The sequence below is a fragment of the Paenibacillus sp. Z3-2 genome, from assembly GCF_054161325.1.
The window spans coordinates 5,534,232-5,551,578 of the sequence record NZ_CP096397.1 but is presented as its reverse complement, the minus strand read 5'-3'; the positions used below and the strand labels follow the sequence as shown (position 1 = coordinate 5,551,578).

Below are 17,347 nucleotides of genomic sequence, written 5' to 3'. Positions count from 1 at the left end.
GTCCGTTCATGGTCATTACTGAGGGAGTCACGGGAATACCGGGTGTCACCGGATTGAGTTTTTTTGAGACATTCACCATCATGTACGCCCCACCCCTGATTATAGCGGCTGCAATTGTTTTCTTGTTTGTATATATGGCGGTATTTAAAAACCCGAAGGATTGATTGATGGTACGTCCATTCCCATTTGGGGTAATCTGTTGTTAAGAAATAAGGAAGGGAGGATGGCCCTTTCATGCCGAAAATCCGTTATAACAATATTGATAATGTAAGTACGGACAAAACGCTAAAGGAATTCAAGCAATGGAGGGAGCAGCGGCGCAGCAAAGTGAAGGACTATTCCTACACCGTGCCCAAACACCCGCCTGAACTGGATTATCTGCATGCCAACCGGGATGAAACAAGTATTACCTGGATTGGTCACTCCACGTTTTTTATTCAATATTATGGATTGAACATCGTGACTGACCCGGTGTGGGCCGAGAAAATGGGATTTCAACGAAGGCTCGGCGCCCCCGGCATTCCGATTCAGGATATTCCGCCTTTGGATGTCATTCTGATATCCCATTCCCACTATGATCATCTGCACCTGGCTTCCTTGCGCAAGCTGATTTCAGCCAAGACGTTGCTCATCGTACCCGATGGTCTGAAGCGCAAGATGATCCGCAAAGGGTTCCATCGATGCCAAGAGATGAAGTGGTGGGATCATATTACACTTGGCGGAGTCAAAATAACCTTTGTCCCTGCACAGCACTGGACGCGCCGGACGCTGTTCGATACCAATACGTCCCATTGGGGCGGGTATGTGTTGGAACCGAATCATCCGGTAACGACATCAGCAGTGGAAAGTGCTGCAACAACGAGCGATCGGGATGAATCATCCACGGAATTCGGAAAGAACGACACATCCAAATCATCAGGCGGTCCGCCTGTGTTGTATTTTGTGGGTGATACAGGTTACTTCCAGGGTTTCAAAACGATTGGAGAGCGCTTTGACATTGGTGTTACCCTGATGCCCATCGGTGCCTACGATCCAGAATGGTTCATGACTTCTCAGCATGTGACACCCGAAGAAGCGCTGCAGGGGTTCGTTGAATCCGGTTCACAGCTCATGGTGCCGATGCATTACGGCACATTCAAGCTGGCGGATGATACGCCCAAGGAAGCACTGGATCGGCTCGAAGTCGAACGTGAGCGGCTCGGCATTGGTCCAGAGCGGATTCGGGTGCTTGGTCATGGCGAAACACTTCGGATTAAGCACGAGGAAGGTAAACAGGACTAGGACGTATCTCAAAACTCGCTGAAATGCATCTTTTACCGCCTTTTCGCCCCATACTGCGTCACTTTCCCTTGACGTGCCCCGGCACGCCTGCGGTAAATTTCCTTGCTTGGAACGAAAATTCGGCAAAATCTGCTTCTTCGGAGTTTTCAGACAAGCCCTAACAAAAGTGAGCCAAATATGTTAATGTAGGGTTATACCCGCATGAACAGTACATTTACCAAATCTTTAATCAGTAAAAAGCGGCCAATTTTCGAATTTGCCGCTTTTTTGTGTTATAATATGGTGCCAGAATAGGCATCGGGATATTGAATCCATGATTTACGCAACTTGCTATTCATGCAGTATGCAGATTAACCAATAAAGGATGGTATGCTTAATGATCAGTACAAGCGGCATCACGCTCCGCTACGGAAAACGTGCACTTTTTGAAGATGTAAATATCAAATTCACACCAGGAAACTGTTATGGCCTGATCGGCGCCAACGGAGCCGGCAAATCCACGTTCTTGAAAATTTTGTCCGGTGAAATTGAATCAAACTCGGGAGAGGTGCACATCACCCCGGGCGAACGTATGGCCGTTTTGAAGCAAAACCACTTTGAATATGATGAGTATCCGGTTCTCGAAACGGTAATTATGGGCCATAGTCGTCTCTATGCCATTATGAAAGAAAAAGATACGCTGTATGCCAAAGCGGACTTCACTGAAGAAGACGGCCTGCGTGCAGGTGAGCTTGAAGGTGAATTTGCCGAGTTGAATGGCTGGGATGCTGAGCCGGATGCAGCGGCACTCCTGATCGGTCTGGGTATCGACCGTGACATGCACGAGAAGAAAATGATTGAACTGAGTGGTAACGAAAAAGTTCGTGTTCTGCTTGCACAAGCATTGTTTGGTCGACCAAACAACCTGCTGCTCGATGAGCCTACCAACCACTTGGATCTCGAATCCATTCAATGGCTTGAGAACTTCTTGATGGACTATGAAGGTACTGTTATTGTGGTATCCCATGACCGTCACTTCCTGAACAAAGTATGTACGCACATTGCAGATATCGACTTTGGTAAAATCCAGCTGTATGTAGGTAACTATGACTTCTGGTACGAGTCCAGCCAATTGGCACTTGCATTGCAGCGCGATGCCAACAAGAAAAAAGAAGAGAAGATTAAAGAGCTTCAAGCCTTTATTCAACGTTTCTCTGCGAATGCCTCGAAATCGAAGCAAGCAACTTCCCGGAAGAAACAGCTCGACAAAATCACGCTGGATGACCTTCGTCCATCGAACCGTAAATACCCGTTTATCAACTTCAAGCCTGAGCGTGAAGCAGGCAAACAATTGTTGACTGTAGATCGCATCAGCAAATCGATTGATGGCGTGAACATGCTGAATGATATCAGCTTTGTCGTGAACAAAGGGGATAAAATCGCATTTGTTGGCCCGAATGGTAATGCGAAGTCACTATTGTTTGATATTCTTATGGGTGAAACGGAATTGGATAGCGGCGAATACACTTGGGGCGTAACAACAACTCAAGCTTATTTCCCAAAAGACAACTCCAAATATTTTGACGGTGTAGACATGACTCTCGTGGATTGGCTTCGTCAATATTCCAAAGATCAGGACGAAACGTACCTGCGTGGATTCTTGGGACGTATGCTGTTCTCAGGTGAGGAATCCTTGAAAAAGGCAAGTGTACTCTCCGGGGGCGAGAAAGTTCGCTGTATGCTGGCGAAAATGATGCAGACTGGTGCTAACGCATTGATTCTGGATGAGCCTACGAACCACTTGGATCTCGAATCCATCACAGCGCTGAACAATGGTATGATTGATTTTGACGGCACAATGCTGTTCACATCCCATGACCATCAGTTCATTCAAACGATTGCTAACCGGATTATCGAAATTACGCCGAATGGCATCATTGATCGCCAAATGAGCTATGACGAATATCTGGAAAGTGATGAAATTAAAGAACTGCGCAATAAAATGTATCCGGTAGAAGCTTAAAATAAGCATCCATCTACGGAACATTATGCATATAGACACAAAAGAACCGCAAGCCTCTGTAAGAGGGCTTGCGGTTCTTTTTGTTATACACTGGGTATCTTTGCGGCTCTAAACCCTAAGATCCACCAGTACGGCGACGTTGGTTGTTAGGCTTCTTGTTGTTCTGACTCTTCATCGCTTTCGGTCCGCCTTCAAAGTAGGCGCTGGATTGGTTGCCGGAATTTGCTTGTTCTTTCTTTTGTGCAAGCTTCTGGCGTATAGCATCCTGCAAACTGACCTTTTTCGGTTCGGTATTTTCGCTCATCGTTATTTCCCTCCCGGTCTTACAGTAAGCCGTCCAGATTGGACGGGATGTACCTATTTTATACGTTTTACAAAAGCCCCACAAGGGCAACCTGATAAAATGCTCAAATCCTTTGGTTTTACCCAGGCCAACATTCTTTCTCAGTACCTACAGCCCTGCCGTCTGGCAACTTTGTTTCGGCTTGCCTACAGCAATGCAGCTTGGCAACACTGTTTCTGTAGACCCACACGCTCCGCATTTGGTAACATGGAAAAACCGTAATAGGAAACGTTAAAGGAGTGTCGCCCGGTTTGAACGCTTATGAAGAAATACGAAAAGGGGAGCGAGGCGCTTGGGTTAGTATCGTAGCCTATCTCGTCTTGTCCGCCTTTAAGCTGATCTGTGGATATTTATTTGCTTCCAGCGCTTTGTTGGCGGATGGTTTTAATAACCTTACGGATATTGTGGCGTCCGTTGCTGTATTGATCGGGCTTCGGATCTCCCAGAAACCCCCTGATTCGGATCATGCCTATGGTCATTTTAGAGCGGAGACTGTTGCTGCCTTGGTGGCTTCATTTATTATGGCTATGGTTGGGCTGCAAGTGTTGGTTGAAGCCGTTCGTTCCTGGTATGAAGGAGCCTTTGTTGCTCCTAATCTGTGGGCGGCAGCGGTGGCTGTAGTCTGTGCGGTGGTGATGCTAGGGGTGTATCGTTACAATCACCGTCTCGCCAAACAAATTAATAGCCAGGCATTGATGGCTGCGGCCAAAGATAATCGTTCGGATGCCTGGGTCAGCATAGGCGCTGCAGTTGGTATTATCGGTGCGCAGTTCGGACTTCCTTGGCTGGATAAAGTAGCTGCGATTGCTGTAGGCCTGTTAATCTGCAAGACCGCTTGGGAGATTTTCCGGGATTCTACGCATCGCCTTACCGATGGGTTTGATCAGAAAGAACTGACGGATCTCAGATCCTCCGTGGCTCGAGTTCCCGGTGTTGAAATGATCAAGGATGTAAAAGCACGTGTGCACGGCAGTCATGTACTTGTAGATGTGGTGATTGAAGTGGACGGAGGCCTAAGCCTGATAGAAGGCCATCAGATCTGTGACAGAGTGGAAGAGCGGTTGAAGCGATCACATAACATCATGCATGTGCACGTACATGTGGAACCGAAGATGGATGAGGTTACTGGGAACCCTTGAACAGAGAGTGAACATATTGAATATCAAAAGAGGACAGCTGCGATTAAGCGCGCTGTCCTCTTTACTTATCGTTAGAACGATTATACGATATTATTGAATGGCAACGTGGATCCACGCTTTGCCTTTCCAAGTGTATACTTGCACCCACTCGCCGCCATCGAATCCATCAACAACTTCACCTGTTGTATCGATGACTTGGGAGCTTAATGCACCGATTGGTTTTCCGTTAGGTGCATCATAGAACCAAGTGCGCTCCAGAAGGTTCAGCAACATCGTTGGTACCAGTACTTCATCGCCTGGTTTTACGAGTGGCTCTTCAAACATTTTGTCATCTGTAGTCGTAGCTGGCGTTTCAGTTGTAGTTGAAGTGCCTTCTGTACCTGTAGTGTCTGTTGTTGTACCTGTTACTGTCTCAGCAGTACCTTCTACTGTTTCTACAGCAGGTTTGTTCACTTCAACAGCCGGAGTTGTTGTGGTCGTTGGCGTTGTTGTAGTCTCAGTTCCTGTTTCCGGAGTTACCGTTCCAGTAACCGCTTCCTCAGCACCTGCAGCGGCAGCCATCGAACCCATCAACGTTAAAGCAGCTGCAAAACTTACAATTTTTTTCATTTTGTTTTTCCTCCTCGGGTTAGGTATGTAATTTGTTGTCCTGTGTTTAAAGTAACCAAGCAAGCTCCCCTATGAATCACAAATTATAACAATATTTTCTTGGATCCTCCAGTGTCATGTGACGCATATTTGGGTATATAGCGAGCCTGTAAAAATCATACTTCAGTGGGATAAAACCGGGTTGGCTATCTCAAAAAGGTTCTGTTTTTTTGAAATTCATACGAGAGTAGATTGGAATAAAGCAGAAAGGAGTGCAATACATAATATAGAAAAGTCGACCTGTGCCTGAACGCACAAAAGCCAATCGGCTTGGTAGCACGATCGGCTTTTGTATGTATTCGTCGATGAATATTGACTCATTCGGAACATCAGGTTATCGCATTCGGCTGCGTCCCGTAATAAGGGAGATCACGAACAGTACTACAAAGATGAAGAACAGTACCTTGGCAATTGAAGCAGCTGCTTCAACAATACCGAAGAATCCGAAGATACCTGCAACCAGTGCAATAATTAGAAATAATACAGACCATTTCAACATGAGGTTTCATCCTTTCTTTTACTGATTTGGTGGTATGAGTTGTGTTCACCTCACCGCCTTGTGTAGTCTAACTTTAACCGAGTGTGATCTGGTTGAAACATTGGTTTTTTTTCCAACCGCAGGCATATATGAAGAGATATATAATATTGTTTCGTCAGGGAAATCACCGGGTAACTATAGCAATAACCAATTGATGCACATATGGAAAGAGAGGTTCTTCTATGATCTATCAAATTAGCGTGGCCCTGATTGCAGTGGCATTTGCAGTACTTGTTTTCTTCTTAATTCGTACCTTGAAATCCGCCCAGGGTTCTCTGGACAATGTCTCTCAGACATTACAGGAGGTACACAAGACCATTGACGAGCTTAGTTATGAAGTGAAACAGACGGTAAGACATGCCAATGACATTACAGTGGATGTGCAGAACAAAATGAAAAAAATTGATCCTGTGATGGAATCTGTTGAAAATCTCGGAGAAGTGTTGAACGAGGTGACGGCAGCAGCCAAACAAGTCTCCACGACGCTGATGGCCAGATTTCAGACCAAACGAAACCATGCTGAAGAGACGAAAAATGCTGAACCGTCTCATGTAACAGCACCGCCTGCCACCTCAACGGATCGTACCCTGCAGTCATATGAAGCGACATATAATGGAGAAGCTAAGGGCGGGAAGAACTGGATGAAGTATGTCGATGTTGCAGCAAATGTATGGCAACGCATGCGCAAATAACATGACCGCTTTGTATCCATAAGGAAGCCTTCAGAGCGGTGATGAACCTGATGAAAGGGTGAGATTCATGATGAAAATACTGCTTGTGATGTTTAGCGTAATTTCTCCCTTTTCCGTTCAACCGGCAGCGGTGCCCGCTGCTCACGATATGCAATGGACGGCAATGGAAGAGAAGGCGTCAGAGGTGACTCTGGCTGTTGATCGTTCCGAGACTTTCCAGCATTTTCGGACTCTGAATGGTATTTCTCTGGATGACACCATGAACGACTTGTTGGCCAAGAAGGGCCAGCCCGGGCATAAGCAGGAAGATCCTTATCTGGGTTGTCCTGAATATCACTTTCATGATGTGAAGGTTGGCATGTGTGAAGATACGGAGATGATTCAATATGTGCATATCGATGCATCTGAGAATCACATCATGTTAAACGGTGAGAAAATTGAGATGAATATTGAAGCGATTCATCAAGCTCTTGGTAAACCGTATTATGTGGCTGAGGACGGAGAAGTGTTTCTCCGTGGAGATCAGGCTTTAAAGGTATATATGAAGTCAGGCTCCAGCCAGATCAATGGCATTGATCTTTTTGATGATACGGTTTCCTAGAATTGGTTATTACACAATCGTTTCAACCCCGTATAGTAAGGTTATATACTAAGTAGCTCGTTATAGAAGATTAAATCAGAGGAGAGTGGAAACGATGAATTCAACCAATGCGCAAGCTTATGCAAAAGTGGTAGAAAACGGAGTCCAGGCGGTAGAAGCGGTGAAAGAATTGCAGATTACCGGATATCTTGCTGATCATATCTTCGTTCTCGCCCATGAGAAGGATCGTACAGATCGAATTGCCGATACGGCAGATGCCAAAGAAATTGGCATGAAGGAAGAAGGCGTATTTGATTCCTTGGCGAATCTGTTCCGCTCACGTGGTGACGAACTCCGGGCCAAAATTGTTTCGATGGGCTTTACCGAAGCCGAAGCCGACTTCTACGAGAGTGAACTCGATAAAGGTAAAGTACTCGTTATTGCTAAAAAGAAAGATTAACGAGATATATGCTACAAGCTGAAATCTGCTGGACGTGGACAAGCTTCTGAATCACCTATGTAAAACACTTAATCAAAAACATAGATAAGGAATGGGGCTTTCCCCATTCCTTATCTATGTTTTTGCAAGTTTGGAAGCGGGATCAGGACGCTGCAAAAACAGGTGAAAAGCGGGGGATTCTCCCGTACTGATAAAGGTTGTTCAAAAAGTCCACTTTTGAACACGTGTTAATAGTAGTTTTTTGTTTTTAAGATTATAGTTATACTAGGAATTATTATGTCTACTGCCGTTTTGTATGCAAAATTTGTAAAATTAAGGTTGGTTTTAACCTAATAAGAATCGACAAACCCGGACGCCACAGATAAGGAGATATCAATGAGAATACTTATTGTTGACGACAATCCGACGAATGTCATTATCATTCGAGAAATTCTGAAAAAAGAAAATTATCGTGACATTGTAACGGCGAGTTCCGCCATGGAAATGTTTGAAGTTTTGGGAATTGGAGAGGAAAGCAATGAACTTCGTCCAAGACCGTCGGATATTGACCTGATTTTGCTAGATATGATGATGCCTGAGATGGACGGAATCGAAGCTTGCGGTATTGTACAGAAATTTGAAAACCTAAAGGATATTCCGATTATTATGGTGACTGCCATCGGTGACTCCAAGAAACTTGCCGAAGCATTGGATGCTGGCGCATCCGACTATGTAACCAAACCGATTAACAAAGTCGAATTGATGGCCAGAATTCGACTCGCACTTCGTTTGAAACAAGAGAAGGATTGGCACAAAGAGCGTGATCAGCGTATCCAGGATGAGCTGAAGCTGGCAGCAATGGTTCAGAATGCCGTATTAAGTCCGGCACTCCGGGACCCTTTGTTTCAAGTGCATGCCATCTATAAACCTTCCTTCGAACTGGCGGGTGATCTGTATTCGTGGTATCCGCTCGGGGAAGGCCGTTATGGGGTACTGCTGCTCGACATGATGGGACATGGGATATCTTCATCTCTGTTTACTATGTTTATCGCTTCTGTCTTGAAAGATACAGTTACCACTTACGTTGATCCGGAGAAGGTTATTCAGGAGTTGAACCGGCGCTTCAATCAGCTCCATCTGGGGAAACAATTGGTACAGTATTATTTCACGGCAATCTATCTGGTAGTGGATACACGGATGAAGCGTATTGATTATGTCAATGCAGGGCATCCGCCTGCATTATTCTTCCGAGATGACGGCAGTGTCACTACTTTTGACAGCGTCTGCTGCCCTGTTGGTTTGTTTGATAAAATGGACATTGAGCCACAAACGATCCATTACGAGGGTGACGGGCATATTGCGCTTTATACAGATGGTTTATTGGAAGCTGTTCAGGGTGGTCAGGAGGAGCAACATGAATTCCTGATCGAAAAACTGAGCGGTTCACATCAGTGGAATGAAGCTGCCATGCAGACGCTGTTTTTCGACGACGAGATTGCACAGGAACGTGATGATGATAAGTGTCTGGTCTGGATAACACTGGAAAAGGGGGCGGATGCTGAATGAAGATCAGGAATAAACTGCTGATTGGCTTTACCTCTCTGATGGCCATTTTGATTGTGCTCACGTTTGTGAGTTATGAGCGGCTGAACAGCAGCAATCAACAGATAGATCAGATGTATCAGGAACGTTATCTCAAAGTAAGATTCACTTCTGCGGCACGCGGAGAGGTTAATGATATAGCTAAAGTGCTGGCTAACTTGTTATTAAATCCAAACAACTCGACTGCAGCAGCAGACGCTGACCTGAAGGAGATGAAGGATCGAGGCGATCGCAACCTCGTAGAAGTGAGAAACCGTGCAGACCGTGCGCCTGAACATCAACTGGTGGATCGTGTAAATACTGCATGGAATGCTTATACAGCCTATGCTACGAGACAGATTAGCATGATGTCCCAGAACCGGATAGAAGATGCGAATAACTACCGCAATTCAACAGGACTCGCGGTGCAAAAAGAAGCCGTAGATAGTTTGAATGCTCTTTCCCGTTACCAGGACCAAGAGATTGATACGGAGATTAAGGACGCTAACGCAGCGTATACGAGAGCAGTGCAGATTACGGTAAGTATCATGATTGCCGGATTGTTGCTGGCACTGGGTATCATTATGTGGGTGCTGCCAAGCATTACACGGGGGCTGAATACCGTATCCATGATGATCACCAGTTTCGGCAAAGGTCGCTATCGGACTATCCGCCGCATTCAGGTCAAGTCGACGGACGAGATTGGTCAGATTGCCAGTGTATTCAAAGATGTGTCCAGCGATCTGGAAGAAAAACTGGAAGTCGAGAAGGCTTATGTGCAGGCCCAACAGGATCAGAACTGGATGAGTTCGAATATTGCAAGAGTCCCGGAGCTGCTTCGGGGGATTGGATCCATCCGGCAAATTTCACAGATGTTTATCAGTGAGTTCACACCTGTGCTTGGTGCTCAGTTGGGTGTCGTGTATCTGATTGATGAAGAGAAACATCCCGACGAACTGAGACGTTACGGTGCATATGCATTTGAGGAGAACGAAGACGTTGGTAAAGAAATGTACCGGATCGGTGAAGGCCTGATTGGTCAGGCTGCCCTCGATATGACACCGATTATTCTGGATAATACGCCTGGAGATTACGTGCATATTGGTTCAGCTTCAGGTTCAACACGTGCTGCGGGCATCATGATCTATCCTGTCGTGTTCGAAGATGAATTGATTGGTGTTGTTGAACTGGCTTCCTTCGAAGGGTTCAGTGAACTGCACAAGCAATTGTTCTCTCAATTGATTATGAATCTGGGCGTTATACTGAACAACGTTCGACGTCGTTTGCGTGTGGAGGAGCTGCTTCGTGAATCCCAGGCACTGACAGAAGAACTGCAGGTTCAATCGGAAGAATTGCAGACACAGCAAGAAGAGCTGCGCCGTTCCAATGAGAATCTGGAGGAGCAGACAGAGGCGCTTAAACGTTCCGAAGAATTGCTGCAGCGTCAGCAGGAAGAACTGGAGCATTTTAATACAGAGCTCATTGCGAAGACGAGAGCGCTTGAAGAGCAGGTACGTGAAGTCGAAGAGAAAAATGACGAAATTGAGAAAACGAAGACACAGTTGGAACAACAAGCTACGCAACTGTCGATGACAAGCAAGTACAAGTCCGAATTTTTGGCGAATATGTCGCATGAACTCCGTACACCATTGAATAGTCTGCTGATTCTCTCCCAGTTATTGTCGGAGAACAAGGCTGGGAATCTGACTGACAAGCAGCAGGAATATGCTCAAACCATCTACATGTCGGGCGCCGATCTGCTGAAGATGATTGATGAGATTCTGGATCTGTCCAAGGTGGACGCAGGTAAGATGGATATCAACTATGAGGCCGTTCGAATGGAAGAGCTGACCAGCTTTGTTCAGCAGAACTTTGGACCGATGGCGAATAAAAAAGAGCTGAACTTGAATATCGAGTTCGACAGTGATTTACCGGAATGGGTATACACCGACAGTCATCGCGTCAAACAGATTTTGCGGAACTTGTTGTCGAACGCGTTTAAGTTTACCAACCGTGGTTCGGTCAGTCTGATTGGACGGCGGATGAAAGCCGAAGAACTGCCGGGATATATGAATACCAATCAGGAATATATCGGCTTTAGTGTGAAAGATACCGGCATTGGAATTCCATCCGACAAGACAGATCTGATCTTTGAAGCGTTCCAGCAAGTGGACGGGACAACAAGTCGGAAATATGGTGGAACTGGCCTGGGATTGTCCATTAGCAGGGAACTGGCACGCTTGCTTGGTGGCGCTATACAGGTGGAATCATCCGAAGGTGAAGGTAGTTGCTTTACCTTGTATCTGCCGGATAATCATGAAGAGGAAGCTCTGGCGAAGAAAGGTGCCTCAAGAGAAGCAGCTGTATCCTCTGAGGAGTTTTATGAACAGTCCATCGGAACACGGACCATGCTATCAAGTCATCAGTCCATCCTCTCTCCTGAACCGGAGCGGAGCGTGAATACGGATCTGTCTCCTACCCATACGCCAGATGTCATGCAGTTCGAAGATGATCGGGAGAATCTCATGGAAGGTGACAAGATCCTTCTCATCATTGAAGATGATGTGAACTTTGCACATATATTGATGGATATGGCTAGAGGTAGAGGTTTCAAGGCACTTGTTGCCCTTCAAGGTGATAAAGGGCTTGAAATGGCACGTCAATATCTGCCGGATGCCATTATCCTGGATATTCAATTGCCAGTTATGGACGGTTGGACCATTCTGGGTGAGCTGAAGAGCAGTTCGGCAACACGCCATATTCCGGTACATGTGATTTCGGTCATTGATGATATGAAGCAAGGATTGATGATGGGCGCCATTGCGTATCTGAAAAAGCCGTCTAGCAAGGATTCACTGGATAAAGCTTTCTCGCATATCAAATCCTATACCGAGAATCAGCTGAAACGACTCTTGATAGTGGAAGATGATGAGATTCAGCGTAAAGCCATTATTGAATTGATAGGTCATGATGACGTTGCAATTACAGCAGTATCAACAGGTAGCGAGGCTTTGAATGAATTACACAGTCAGCGTTATGACTGTATGGTACTGGATCTGATGTTAACGGATATGACCGGGTTCGAATTGCTCGACCAGATCCGGGATGATGAATATCTGAACGATCTGCCGATTATAATTTATACAGGCAAAGAACTGGATTCCAAGGAAGAAATGAAGCTGCGCAAATATGCGGAATCTATCATTATCAAGGATGTGAAGTCACCGGAACGTCTGCTGGATGAAACCACATTGTTCCTGCATCGGGTGGAAGCCAATTTGCCGGAAGACAAGCGTCGAATCTTGCAGAAGCTGCATAATAAGGAAACGTTGTTTGAAGGCAAGAAAATATTGCTTGTAGATGACGATATTCGTAATGTATTTGCCCTTTCAAGTGTCCTTGAAGGTTATCGTATGGATGTAACGTTTGCAGAGAATGGTCGTGAGGCTCTGGAAATTCTGGAGAAGAATCCGGAAATTGATCTGGTGCTGATGGATATGATGATGCCAGAAATGGATGGTTACGAAGCCATGACACGAATTAGACAGATACCGCAGTTTGAAAAGTTACCGATTATTGCGCTTACGGCCAAAGCCATGAAAGAGGATCGAGGCAAATGTATTGAAGCTGGAGCATCTGATTACGTGAAAAAACCAATTCAGACAGATCAATTGTTATCCTTAATGCGCGTATGGCTGTATTCGTAAGTTCATTATTCGTATGTTCATTGTTTGGGTAATGAAAGACAATACGACCAATACGCAAGTAACAAATGAAGAAGTGGAGAGAAGTTATGACACCGTGGGAACCTACCGAGACAGGGACAGATTTGGTCCGCATGCCGCAAGATGAAGAGCGCGAGCTGATCGAGATTGAGTTGCTGTTGGAAGGCATGCACCGTTTATATGGTTATGATTTTAGAAACTATGCACTGCCATCCCTGAAGCGAAGAATCTGGCATCATGCACATGCCGAAGGTGTTAAGAGCATATCCGGCTTGCAGGAGCGTGTCCTTCATGACCGTTCCGCGTTTGAACGTTTTGTACAGAACTTGTCCATCCCTGTAACGGAAATGTTTCGAGATCCCTCGCTTTTCCGAATGTTTCGGGAACAGATTATTCCTATTCTGAGAACCTATCCGTACATCCGAATCTGGCATGCGGGTTGTTCTACAGGAGAGGAAGTCTATTCCATGGCCATCATGTTGCATGAGGAAGGACTGTATGACAAGGCAAGAATCTACGCAACCGATATGAATGATCGGTCATTGCAACAGGCTAAAGAGGGCGTCTACGGTATTGAGAAAATGAAATTATTTACTACAAATTATTTGGAGGCAGGGGGTACCAGAGCCTTCTCCGAGTACTATACAGCGAAATACAATTCGGTGATGTTTCACCCTTTTCTAAGGAAGAACATTATATTCGCCGAGCACAATCTGGCAACAGATCGGTCATTTAACGAGTTTAATGTTATCTTTTGCCGCAATGTCATGATTTATTTCAATGATGAACTACGGAACCATGTGCATGGGCTGTTTCACGAGAGCTTGAGCCACTTTGGTATTCTGGTTCTGGGGTCAAAAGAATCGATACATTTTACAGAGTTCAGTGATACCTATGAGCCGTTAGACCGGACCGAAAAAATATACCGGAAGATCAAATAGGGGGTTAGGTTAGCCATGGGGCTCAATGAACCAATCCACATATTATTGGTAGATGACCGCCCTGAGAACTTGCTTGCGCTTGAAGCGGTTCTGGAATCGGAACAATACAAACTCGTTAAGGCAACTTCCGGAGAAGAGGCACTCCGCTGTTTGCTGAAAGACGAATTTGCGGTTATCGTACTTGATGTGCAGATGCCTGGAATGGACGGAATTGAGACAGCAAAGTTAATTAAGGCACGGGATAAGTCCAAGGATGTGCCGATCATCTTCATCTCTGCGAATAGCAGAGAGGCGGAGCACTTGTTTGCCGGATATTCAGCCGGGGCCATTGATTACATGGTTAAGCCGTTTATTCCTCAGATTTTGAAATCCAAGATCGAGGGCTTTGTGGAGATGTTTATTACAAATAAACGATTGAAGACACAAACGATGCTGCTTCACCAGAAGACACAGGAACTGGAGAAGATGAACCAACAACTCATTCAGGCCAAGGAAGAAGCGGAAATCGCAGCCAATGCGAAGACCGAGTTCCTGGCGATGATGAGCCATGAGATTCGTACGCCGATGAATGGAGTCATCGGCATGGTGGATCTGCTAATGGAGACGGAACTGAAGGAAGATCAGAAGGAATATGCAGACATCGTTCGTCGCAGTGCGGATGCACTCGTGACGGTAATTAATGACATTCTTGATTTTACCAAGATGGAATCCGGCAAAATGGAATTGGAAGAGCATCCTTTCGAACTAGCTTCCTGTATTCGGGAAGTACTGGGATTGTTTGCTGCGGAAGCAGGTAAAAAAAATCTGGAACTGGATTATTTCCTCGAAGATTCTGTCCCTCAATTAATCTATGGAGATATGGCGAGGCTACGTCAGGTTCTTTTGAACCTGACTGCTAATGCGATCAAATTCACCGACCATGGCGGGGTATATCTGATCGTGTCCGTTAAGGAGGAGAATGGCGGACGAATGGCATTAGAGTTTGCCGTGAAGGACACAGGAATAGGCATTGCATCAGACAAGGTTGATCGCCTGTTTCAGCCATTTTCCCAGCTGGATACATCCATGACACGCAAGTATGGTGGAACGGGCTTAGGGCTGGCCATATGCAAGACTCTGGTCGAAATGATGGGTGGACAGATCTATCTGGACACTACGGAGCAGCGGGGGGCAACGTTTGTATTTACGATTCAGGCGAAACGCTATGTAGAAACCGAACTGGTACAGATGAACGGAGAAGAGAAGCTGAGTGATGTGAAGAATGAGAATAAATATCCTACGGTATTGATTGTGGATGATCATCCCATTAACCAGAAGTTGATGGCGATCATGCTCAGTAAGCTTGGGTTGTTATCGGACATAGCTGAAGATGGGCAGAGCGCACTAGACATGGTGCTCGGCAGCCGTCATCCCTATGACTATGTATTCATGGATCTGCAGATGCCTGTGATGGACGGTCTGGAATGTACACGGCGGATTAGAGAGAGCTTGCCCCAGTCCAACCAGCCCATCATTATAGCAATGACTGCTAACGTTATGGAAGGGATTCAGCAACGCTGTACTGCCGCAGGTATGGATGATTATATTAGTAAACCGGTGAAAATGGGTAATGTAAAACAGAAAATAACCCAGTTTCAGAAACCACGACAAATGTTAAACTCAGGTCCATCTGCCATGAATCATGCCAATTGAAACATTTGCCAAACTTCTTTTTGTTTCACTCGTGCTGAAGTTGGGTTATTAGGTAAGGAAACCATTGATCAGGAGAGAGATGTCTAATGAATACAAATAAGAATGAAAAATTCAATGCAAGAACTGAAACACAAGACGGTGTGTGCACAGTGTATCTGACTGGCGAACTGGATTTGTCTGTCGCTCCTGACTTCCGTTTGGTAATGGAGCCGCTCGTGGACAACAAGGAACAGGATCTTATGATCAACATGAAAGATTTGAAGTATATCGATAGTACAGGGATAGGCATCCTGCTATCTGTTCTGAAGGCTAGACATGGAATGGAAGCTCGCTTTGAAGTACAGGAAGTTCCTGCGCAAATCCAGAAACTTTTTGACATGACGGGCATCGCCAAATTCTTTGTCACACAGAAGAATTCCCAATAGGAAAGGATCGAAAAAGGAATGAATGCAGAAGTTCAAAGAGTCACCCTTAATTTACCGGCGACAGCTGATTACGTTGATATTGTAAGACTCAATCTTTATGGAGTAGCATCCAAAATGGGATTCTCTTATGAAGACATTGAGGATATGAAAGTTGCTGTATCCGAGGCCTGTAACAACTCTGTACTGTATGCCTACTCACACGAAGGCGGTATGGTTGAAGTCGTATTTGAAGTGGATGGCGAAACATTGTCCATTACTGTTAAAGACGAAGGTGCCAGCTTCGAGAACATGAATCCTGCTGTGTCACGTGCCGGTCTTCACGACAAAGAATTGACAGAAGCTCAGATTGGCGGACTCGGGTTTTACCTGATGCAAGCCTTGATGGACGATGTCAGTGTGGAAAGTGAGACGGGCAAAGGTACGAAAGTAGTACTCGTAAAACGTCTTGCAAGAAGTGAGGAGAAAGTATGAGTGAAAAAGTGACTCCCCCAGAGTCCATGTCTGAAGCAATAGGTTTGATCTGGGAATACCAACAGACCCAAGATAACGAAATTGCAACAGTTCTAATCCGTAAATATGAACCGATGGTAAAAATGGCAGCAGGTAAAATTGCTCGGAATCGCCCCGATCTGTACGAGGACTTGTATCAGACCGGGCAGATGGCATTGATTCGTTTGCTCAAGCAATATGATATCAACCTGGGTATCCCATTCGAACCTTATGCCATGAAGAGCATGATCGGTCATATGAAGAACTATTTGCGAGATAAATCCTGGTATATTCAGGTGCCCCGGAGGATCAAGGAAAAGGGAGCACTTGTGCAGCATGCCATTGATGAGTTAACCGTTAAGCTGGAGCGCTCACCAGGTGTGAACGAGATTGCTGAATACCTTGATTTGACTGCAGAAGAGACGATTGAAGTTCTGGCTGGTCGGGAATGTTACCACTATGTGTCACTGGATTCTCCGTTATCTCAGGATGACAGTGCAGCCACATTGGGAGAACTGATCAGTGCAGATGTAAATGACTTCGATTCAGTCGAAAAACGGATGGACTTGCAACAGGCATTGGCACAATTGAAGGAACAGGAACAGAAGGTACTTATTCTAGCATTCCAGGATGGTCAGTCTCAGCGGGCAATTGCCCAGAAGCTTGGTGTTTCACAGATGAGTGTATCTCGGATTCAGAAGCGAGCTACAGAGAAATTGAAACAGATCATGTCCAATGCTTCAATGCTATGAAAGATGAATCCCTGATATTTTTGAGCACGGCATAAAGAAGGACACGTAATTCCGTTGGAATACATACGTGTCCTTTTTGG

17 protein-coding genes are annotated in these 17,347 nt (G+C 45.5%); 14 read left to right on the top strand and 3 right to left on the bottom strand.

The features are described 5' to 3' along the window. The first annotated feature begins 8 nt into the window (after positions 1–8). The 3 genes from cydS (at position 9) to M1D71_RS24965 (ending at position 3,283) form a co-directional block, all read left to right on the top strand. Positions 9–164 (top strand): cytochrome bd oxidase small subunit CydS, encoded by a 156-nt coding sequence (gene cydS / locus M1D71_RS24975; RefSeq protein ID WP_458124108.1) that lies wholly within the window; start codon positions 9–11, stop codon positions 162–164. A 70-nt stretch (positions 165–234) separates the two neighbouring features. Then, the gene (locus M1D71_RS24970; protein WP_458124107.1) at positions 235–1,281 is read left to right on the top strand and encodes an MBL fold metallo-hydrolase; all 1,047 of its coding nucleotides are present in this window, start codon (positions 235–237) and stop codon (positions 1,279–1,281) included. A gap of 376 nt (positions 1,282–1,657) precedes the next feature. Continuing rightward, positions 1,658–3,283, top strand: a complete 1,626-nt coding sequence (locus tag M1D71_RS24965) for an ABC-F family ATP-binding cassette domain-containing protein (protein WP_145325810.1) — start codon at positions 1,658–1,660, stop codon at positions 3,281–3,283. Positions 3,284–3,398: 115 nt separating this feature from the next. On the opposite strand, the gene M1D71_RS24960 is transcribed toward M1D71_RS24965, so the two are convergent. Beyond that, positions 3,399–3,587, bottom strand: a complete 189-nt coding sequence (locus M1D71_RS24960; RefSeq protein ID WP_458124106.1) for a hypothetical protein — start codon at positions 3,585–3,587, stop codon at positions 3,399–3,401. 290 nt (positions 3,588–3,877) lie between these two features. Between M1D71_RS24960 and M1D71_RS24955 the strand changes: the two genes are divergently transcribed. Then, complete coding sequence (locus M1D71_RS24955; protein WP_062836461.1) at positions 3,878–4,765, top strand: cation diffusion facilitator family transporter; 888 nt, start codon at positions 3,878–3,880, stop codon at positions 4,763–4,765. Positions 4,766–4,855: 90 nt separating this feature from the next. Here M1D71_RS24955 and M1D71_RS24950 read toward each other — a convergent pair whose 3' ends face one another. Both M1D71_RS24950 and M1D71_RS24945 read right to left on the bottom strand, forming a co-directional pair. Beyond that, positions 4,856–5,374: a hypothetical protein gene (locus tag M1D71_RS24950; protein WP_458124105.1), complete on the bottom strand. Its 519-nt coding sequence runs from the start codon at positions 5,372–5,374 to the stop codon at positions 4,856–4,858. 373 nt (positions 5,375–5,747) lie between these two features. After that, entirely contained in the window at positions 5,748–5,912 is a 165-nt protein-coding gene (locus M1D71_RS24945; protein ID WP_017692264.1) for a DUF1328 domain-containing protein, read from the bottom strand. A 221-nt stretch (positions 5,913–6,133) separates the two neighbouring features. On the opposite strand from M1D71_RS24945, the gene M1D71_RS24940 reads away from it, so the two are divergent. The 10 genes from M1D71_RS24940 (at position 6,134) to M1D71_RS24895 (ending at position 17,267) form a co-directional block, all read left to right on the top strand. Then, on the top strand, positions 6,134–6,643 hold the full coding sequence (locus M1D71_RS24940) for a DUF948 domain-containing protein (protein ID WP_458124104.1): 510 nt from the start codon (positions 6,134–6,136) through the stop codon (positions 6,641–6,643). A gap of 67 nt (positions 6,644–6,710) precedes the next feature. After that, on the top strand, positions 6,711–7,244 hold the full coding sequence (locus M1D71_RS24935) for a hypothetical protein (protein WP_458124103.1): 534 nt from the start codon (positions 6,711–6,713) through the stop codon (positions 7,242–7,244). A 94-nt stretch (positions 7,245–7,338) separates the two neighbouring features. Further along, entirely contained in the window at positions 7,339–7,683 is a 345-nt protein-coding gene (locus tag M1D71_RS24930) for a general stress protein (protein ID WP_458124102.1), read from the top strand. A 375-nt stretch (positions 7,684–8,058) separates the two neighbouring features. Then, positions 8,059–9,228, top strand: coding sequence for a PP2C family protein-serine/threonine phosphatase (locus M1D71_RS24925; RefSeq protein ID WP_458124101.1), 1,170 nt, complete (start codon positions 8,059–8,061; stop codon positions 9,226–9,228). Then, positions 9,225–12,950, top strand: a complete 3,726-nt coding sequence (locus M1D71_RS24920; RefSeq protein ID WP_458124100.1) for a response regulator — start codon at positions 9,225–9,227, stop codon at positions 12,948–12,950. Before M1D71_RS24925 ends, M1D71_RS24920 begins: the two co-directional genes overlap by 4 nt. Before the next feature lie 86 nt (positions 12,951–13,036). Beyond that, positions 13,037–13,909 carry a CheR family methyltransferase gene (locus tag M1D71_RS24915; protein ID WP_145325804.1) on the top strand — a complete coding sequence of 291 codons (873 nt, stop codon included), beginning with the start codon at positions 13,037–13,039 and terminating at the stop codon, positions 13,907–13,909. 15 nt (positions 13,910–13,924) lie between these two features. After that, positions 13,925–15,601 (top strand): response regulator, encoded by a 1,677-nt coding sequence (locus tag M1D71_RS24910; protein ID WP_458124099.1) that lies wholly within the window; start codon positions 13,925–13,927, stop codon positions 15,599–15,601. An 86-nt stretch (positions 15,602–15,687) separates the two neighbouring features. Continuing rightward, the gene (locus M1D71_RS24905; RefSeq protein ID WP_458124098.1) at positions 15,688–16,026 is read left to right on the top strand and encodes an STAS domain-containing protein; all 339 of its coding nucleotides are present in this window, start codon (positions 15,688–15,690) and stop codon (positions 16,024–16,026) included. Positions 16,027–16,044: 18 nt separating this feature from the next. Continuing rightward, positions 16,045–16,497: an anti-sigma B factor RsbW gene (gene rsbW / locus M1D71_RS24900; RefSeq protein WP_062836469.1), complete on the top strand. Its 453-nt coding sequence runs from the start codon at positions 16,045–16,047 to the stop codon at positions 16,495–16,497. Continuing rightward, positions 16,494–17,267, top strand: coding sequence for a sigma-70 family RNA polymerase sigma factor (locus M1D71_RS24895; RefSeq protein WP_145325800.1), 774 nt, complete (start codon positions 16,494–16,496; stop codon positions 17,265–17,267). The genes rsbW and M1D71_RS24895 overlap by 4 nt, the downstream gene beginning before the upstream one ends. Positions 17,268–17,347: the final 80 nt, after the last annotated feature.

Excerpts from the sequence above, each read along its gene's own strand:
- M1D71_RS24940 (WP_458124104.1), top strand. The coding sequence starts at position 6,134 with ATGATCTATCAAATTAGCGTGGCCCTGATTGCAGTGGCATTTGCAGTA.
- M1D71_RS24960 (WP_458124106.1), bottom strand. The coding sequence starts at position 3,587 with ATGAGCGAAAATACCGAACCGAAAAAGGTCAGTTTGCAGGATGCTATA.
- M1D71_RS24925 (WP_458124101.1), top strand. The coding sequence starts at position 8,059 with ATGAGAATACTTATTGTTGACGACAATCCGACGAATGTCATTATCATT.
- M1D71_RS24920 (WP_458124100.1), top strand. The coding sequence starts at position 9,225 with ATGAAGATCAGGAATAAACTGCTGATTGGCTTTACCTCTCTGATGGCC.
- M1D71_RS24910 (WP_458124099.1), top strand. The coding sequence starts at position 13,925 with ATGGGGCTCAATGAACCAATCCACATATTATTGGTAGATGACCGCCCT.
- M1D71_RS24945 (WP_017692264.1), bottom strand. The coding sequence starts at position 5,912 with ATGTTGAAATGGTCTGTATTATTTCTAATTATTGCACTGGTTGCAGGT.
- cydS (WP_458124108.1), top strand. The coding sequence starts at position 9 with ATGGTCATTACTGAGGGAGTCACGGGAATACCGGGTGTCACCGGATTG.
- M1D71_RS24915 (WP_145325804.1), top strand. The coding sequence starts at position 13,037 with ATGACACCGTGGGAACCTACCGAGACAGGGACAGATTTGGTCCGCATG.
- M1D71_RS24970 (WP_458124107.1), top strand. The coding sequence starts at position 235 with ATGCCGAAAATCCGTTATAACAATATTGATAATGTAAGTACGGACAAA.
- rsbW (WP_062836469.1), top strand. The coding sequence starts at position 16,045 with ATGAATGCAGAAGTTCAAAGAGTCACCCTTAATTTACCGGCGACAGCT.
- M1D71_RS24965 (WP_145325810.1), top strand. The coding sequence starts at position 1,658 with ATGATCAGTACAAGCGGCATCACGCTCCGCTACGGAAAACGTGCACTT.
- M1D71_RS24895 (WP_145325800.1), top strand. The coding sequence starts at position 16,494 with ATGAGTGAAAAAGTGACTCCCCCAGAGTCCATGTCTGAAGCAATAGGT.
- M1D71_RS24930 (WP_458124102.1), top strand. The coding sequence starts at position 7,339 with ATGAATTCAACCAATGCGCAAGCTTATGCAAAAGTGGTAGAAAACGGA.
- M1D71_RS24935 (WP_458124103.1), top strand. The coding sequence starts at position 6,711 with ATGATGAAAATACTGCTTGTGATGTTTAGCGTAATTTCTCCCTTTTCC.
- M1D71_RS24905 (WP_458124098.1), top strand. The coding sequence starts at position 15,688 with ATGAATACAAATAAGAATGAAAAATTCAATGCAAGAACTGAAACACAA.
- M1D71_RS24950 (WP_458124105.1), bottom strand. The coding sequence starts at position 5,374 with ATGAAAAAAATTGTAAGTTTTGCAGCTGCTTTAACGTTGATGGGTTCG.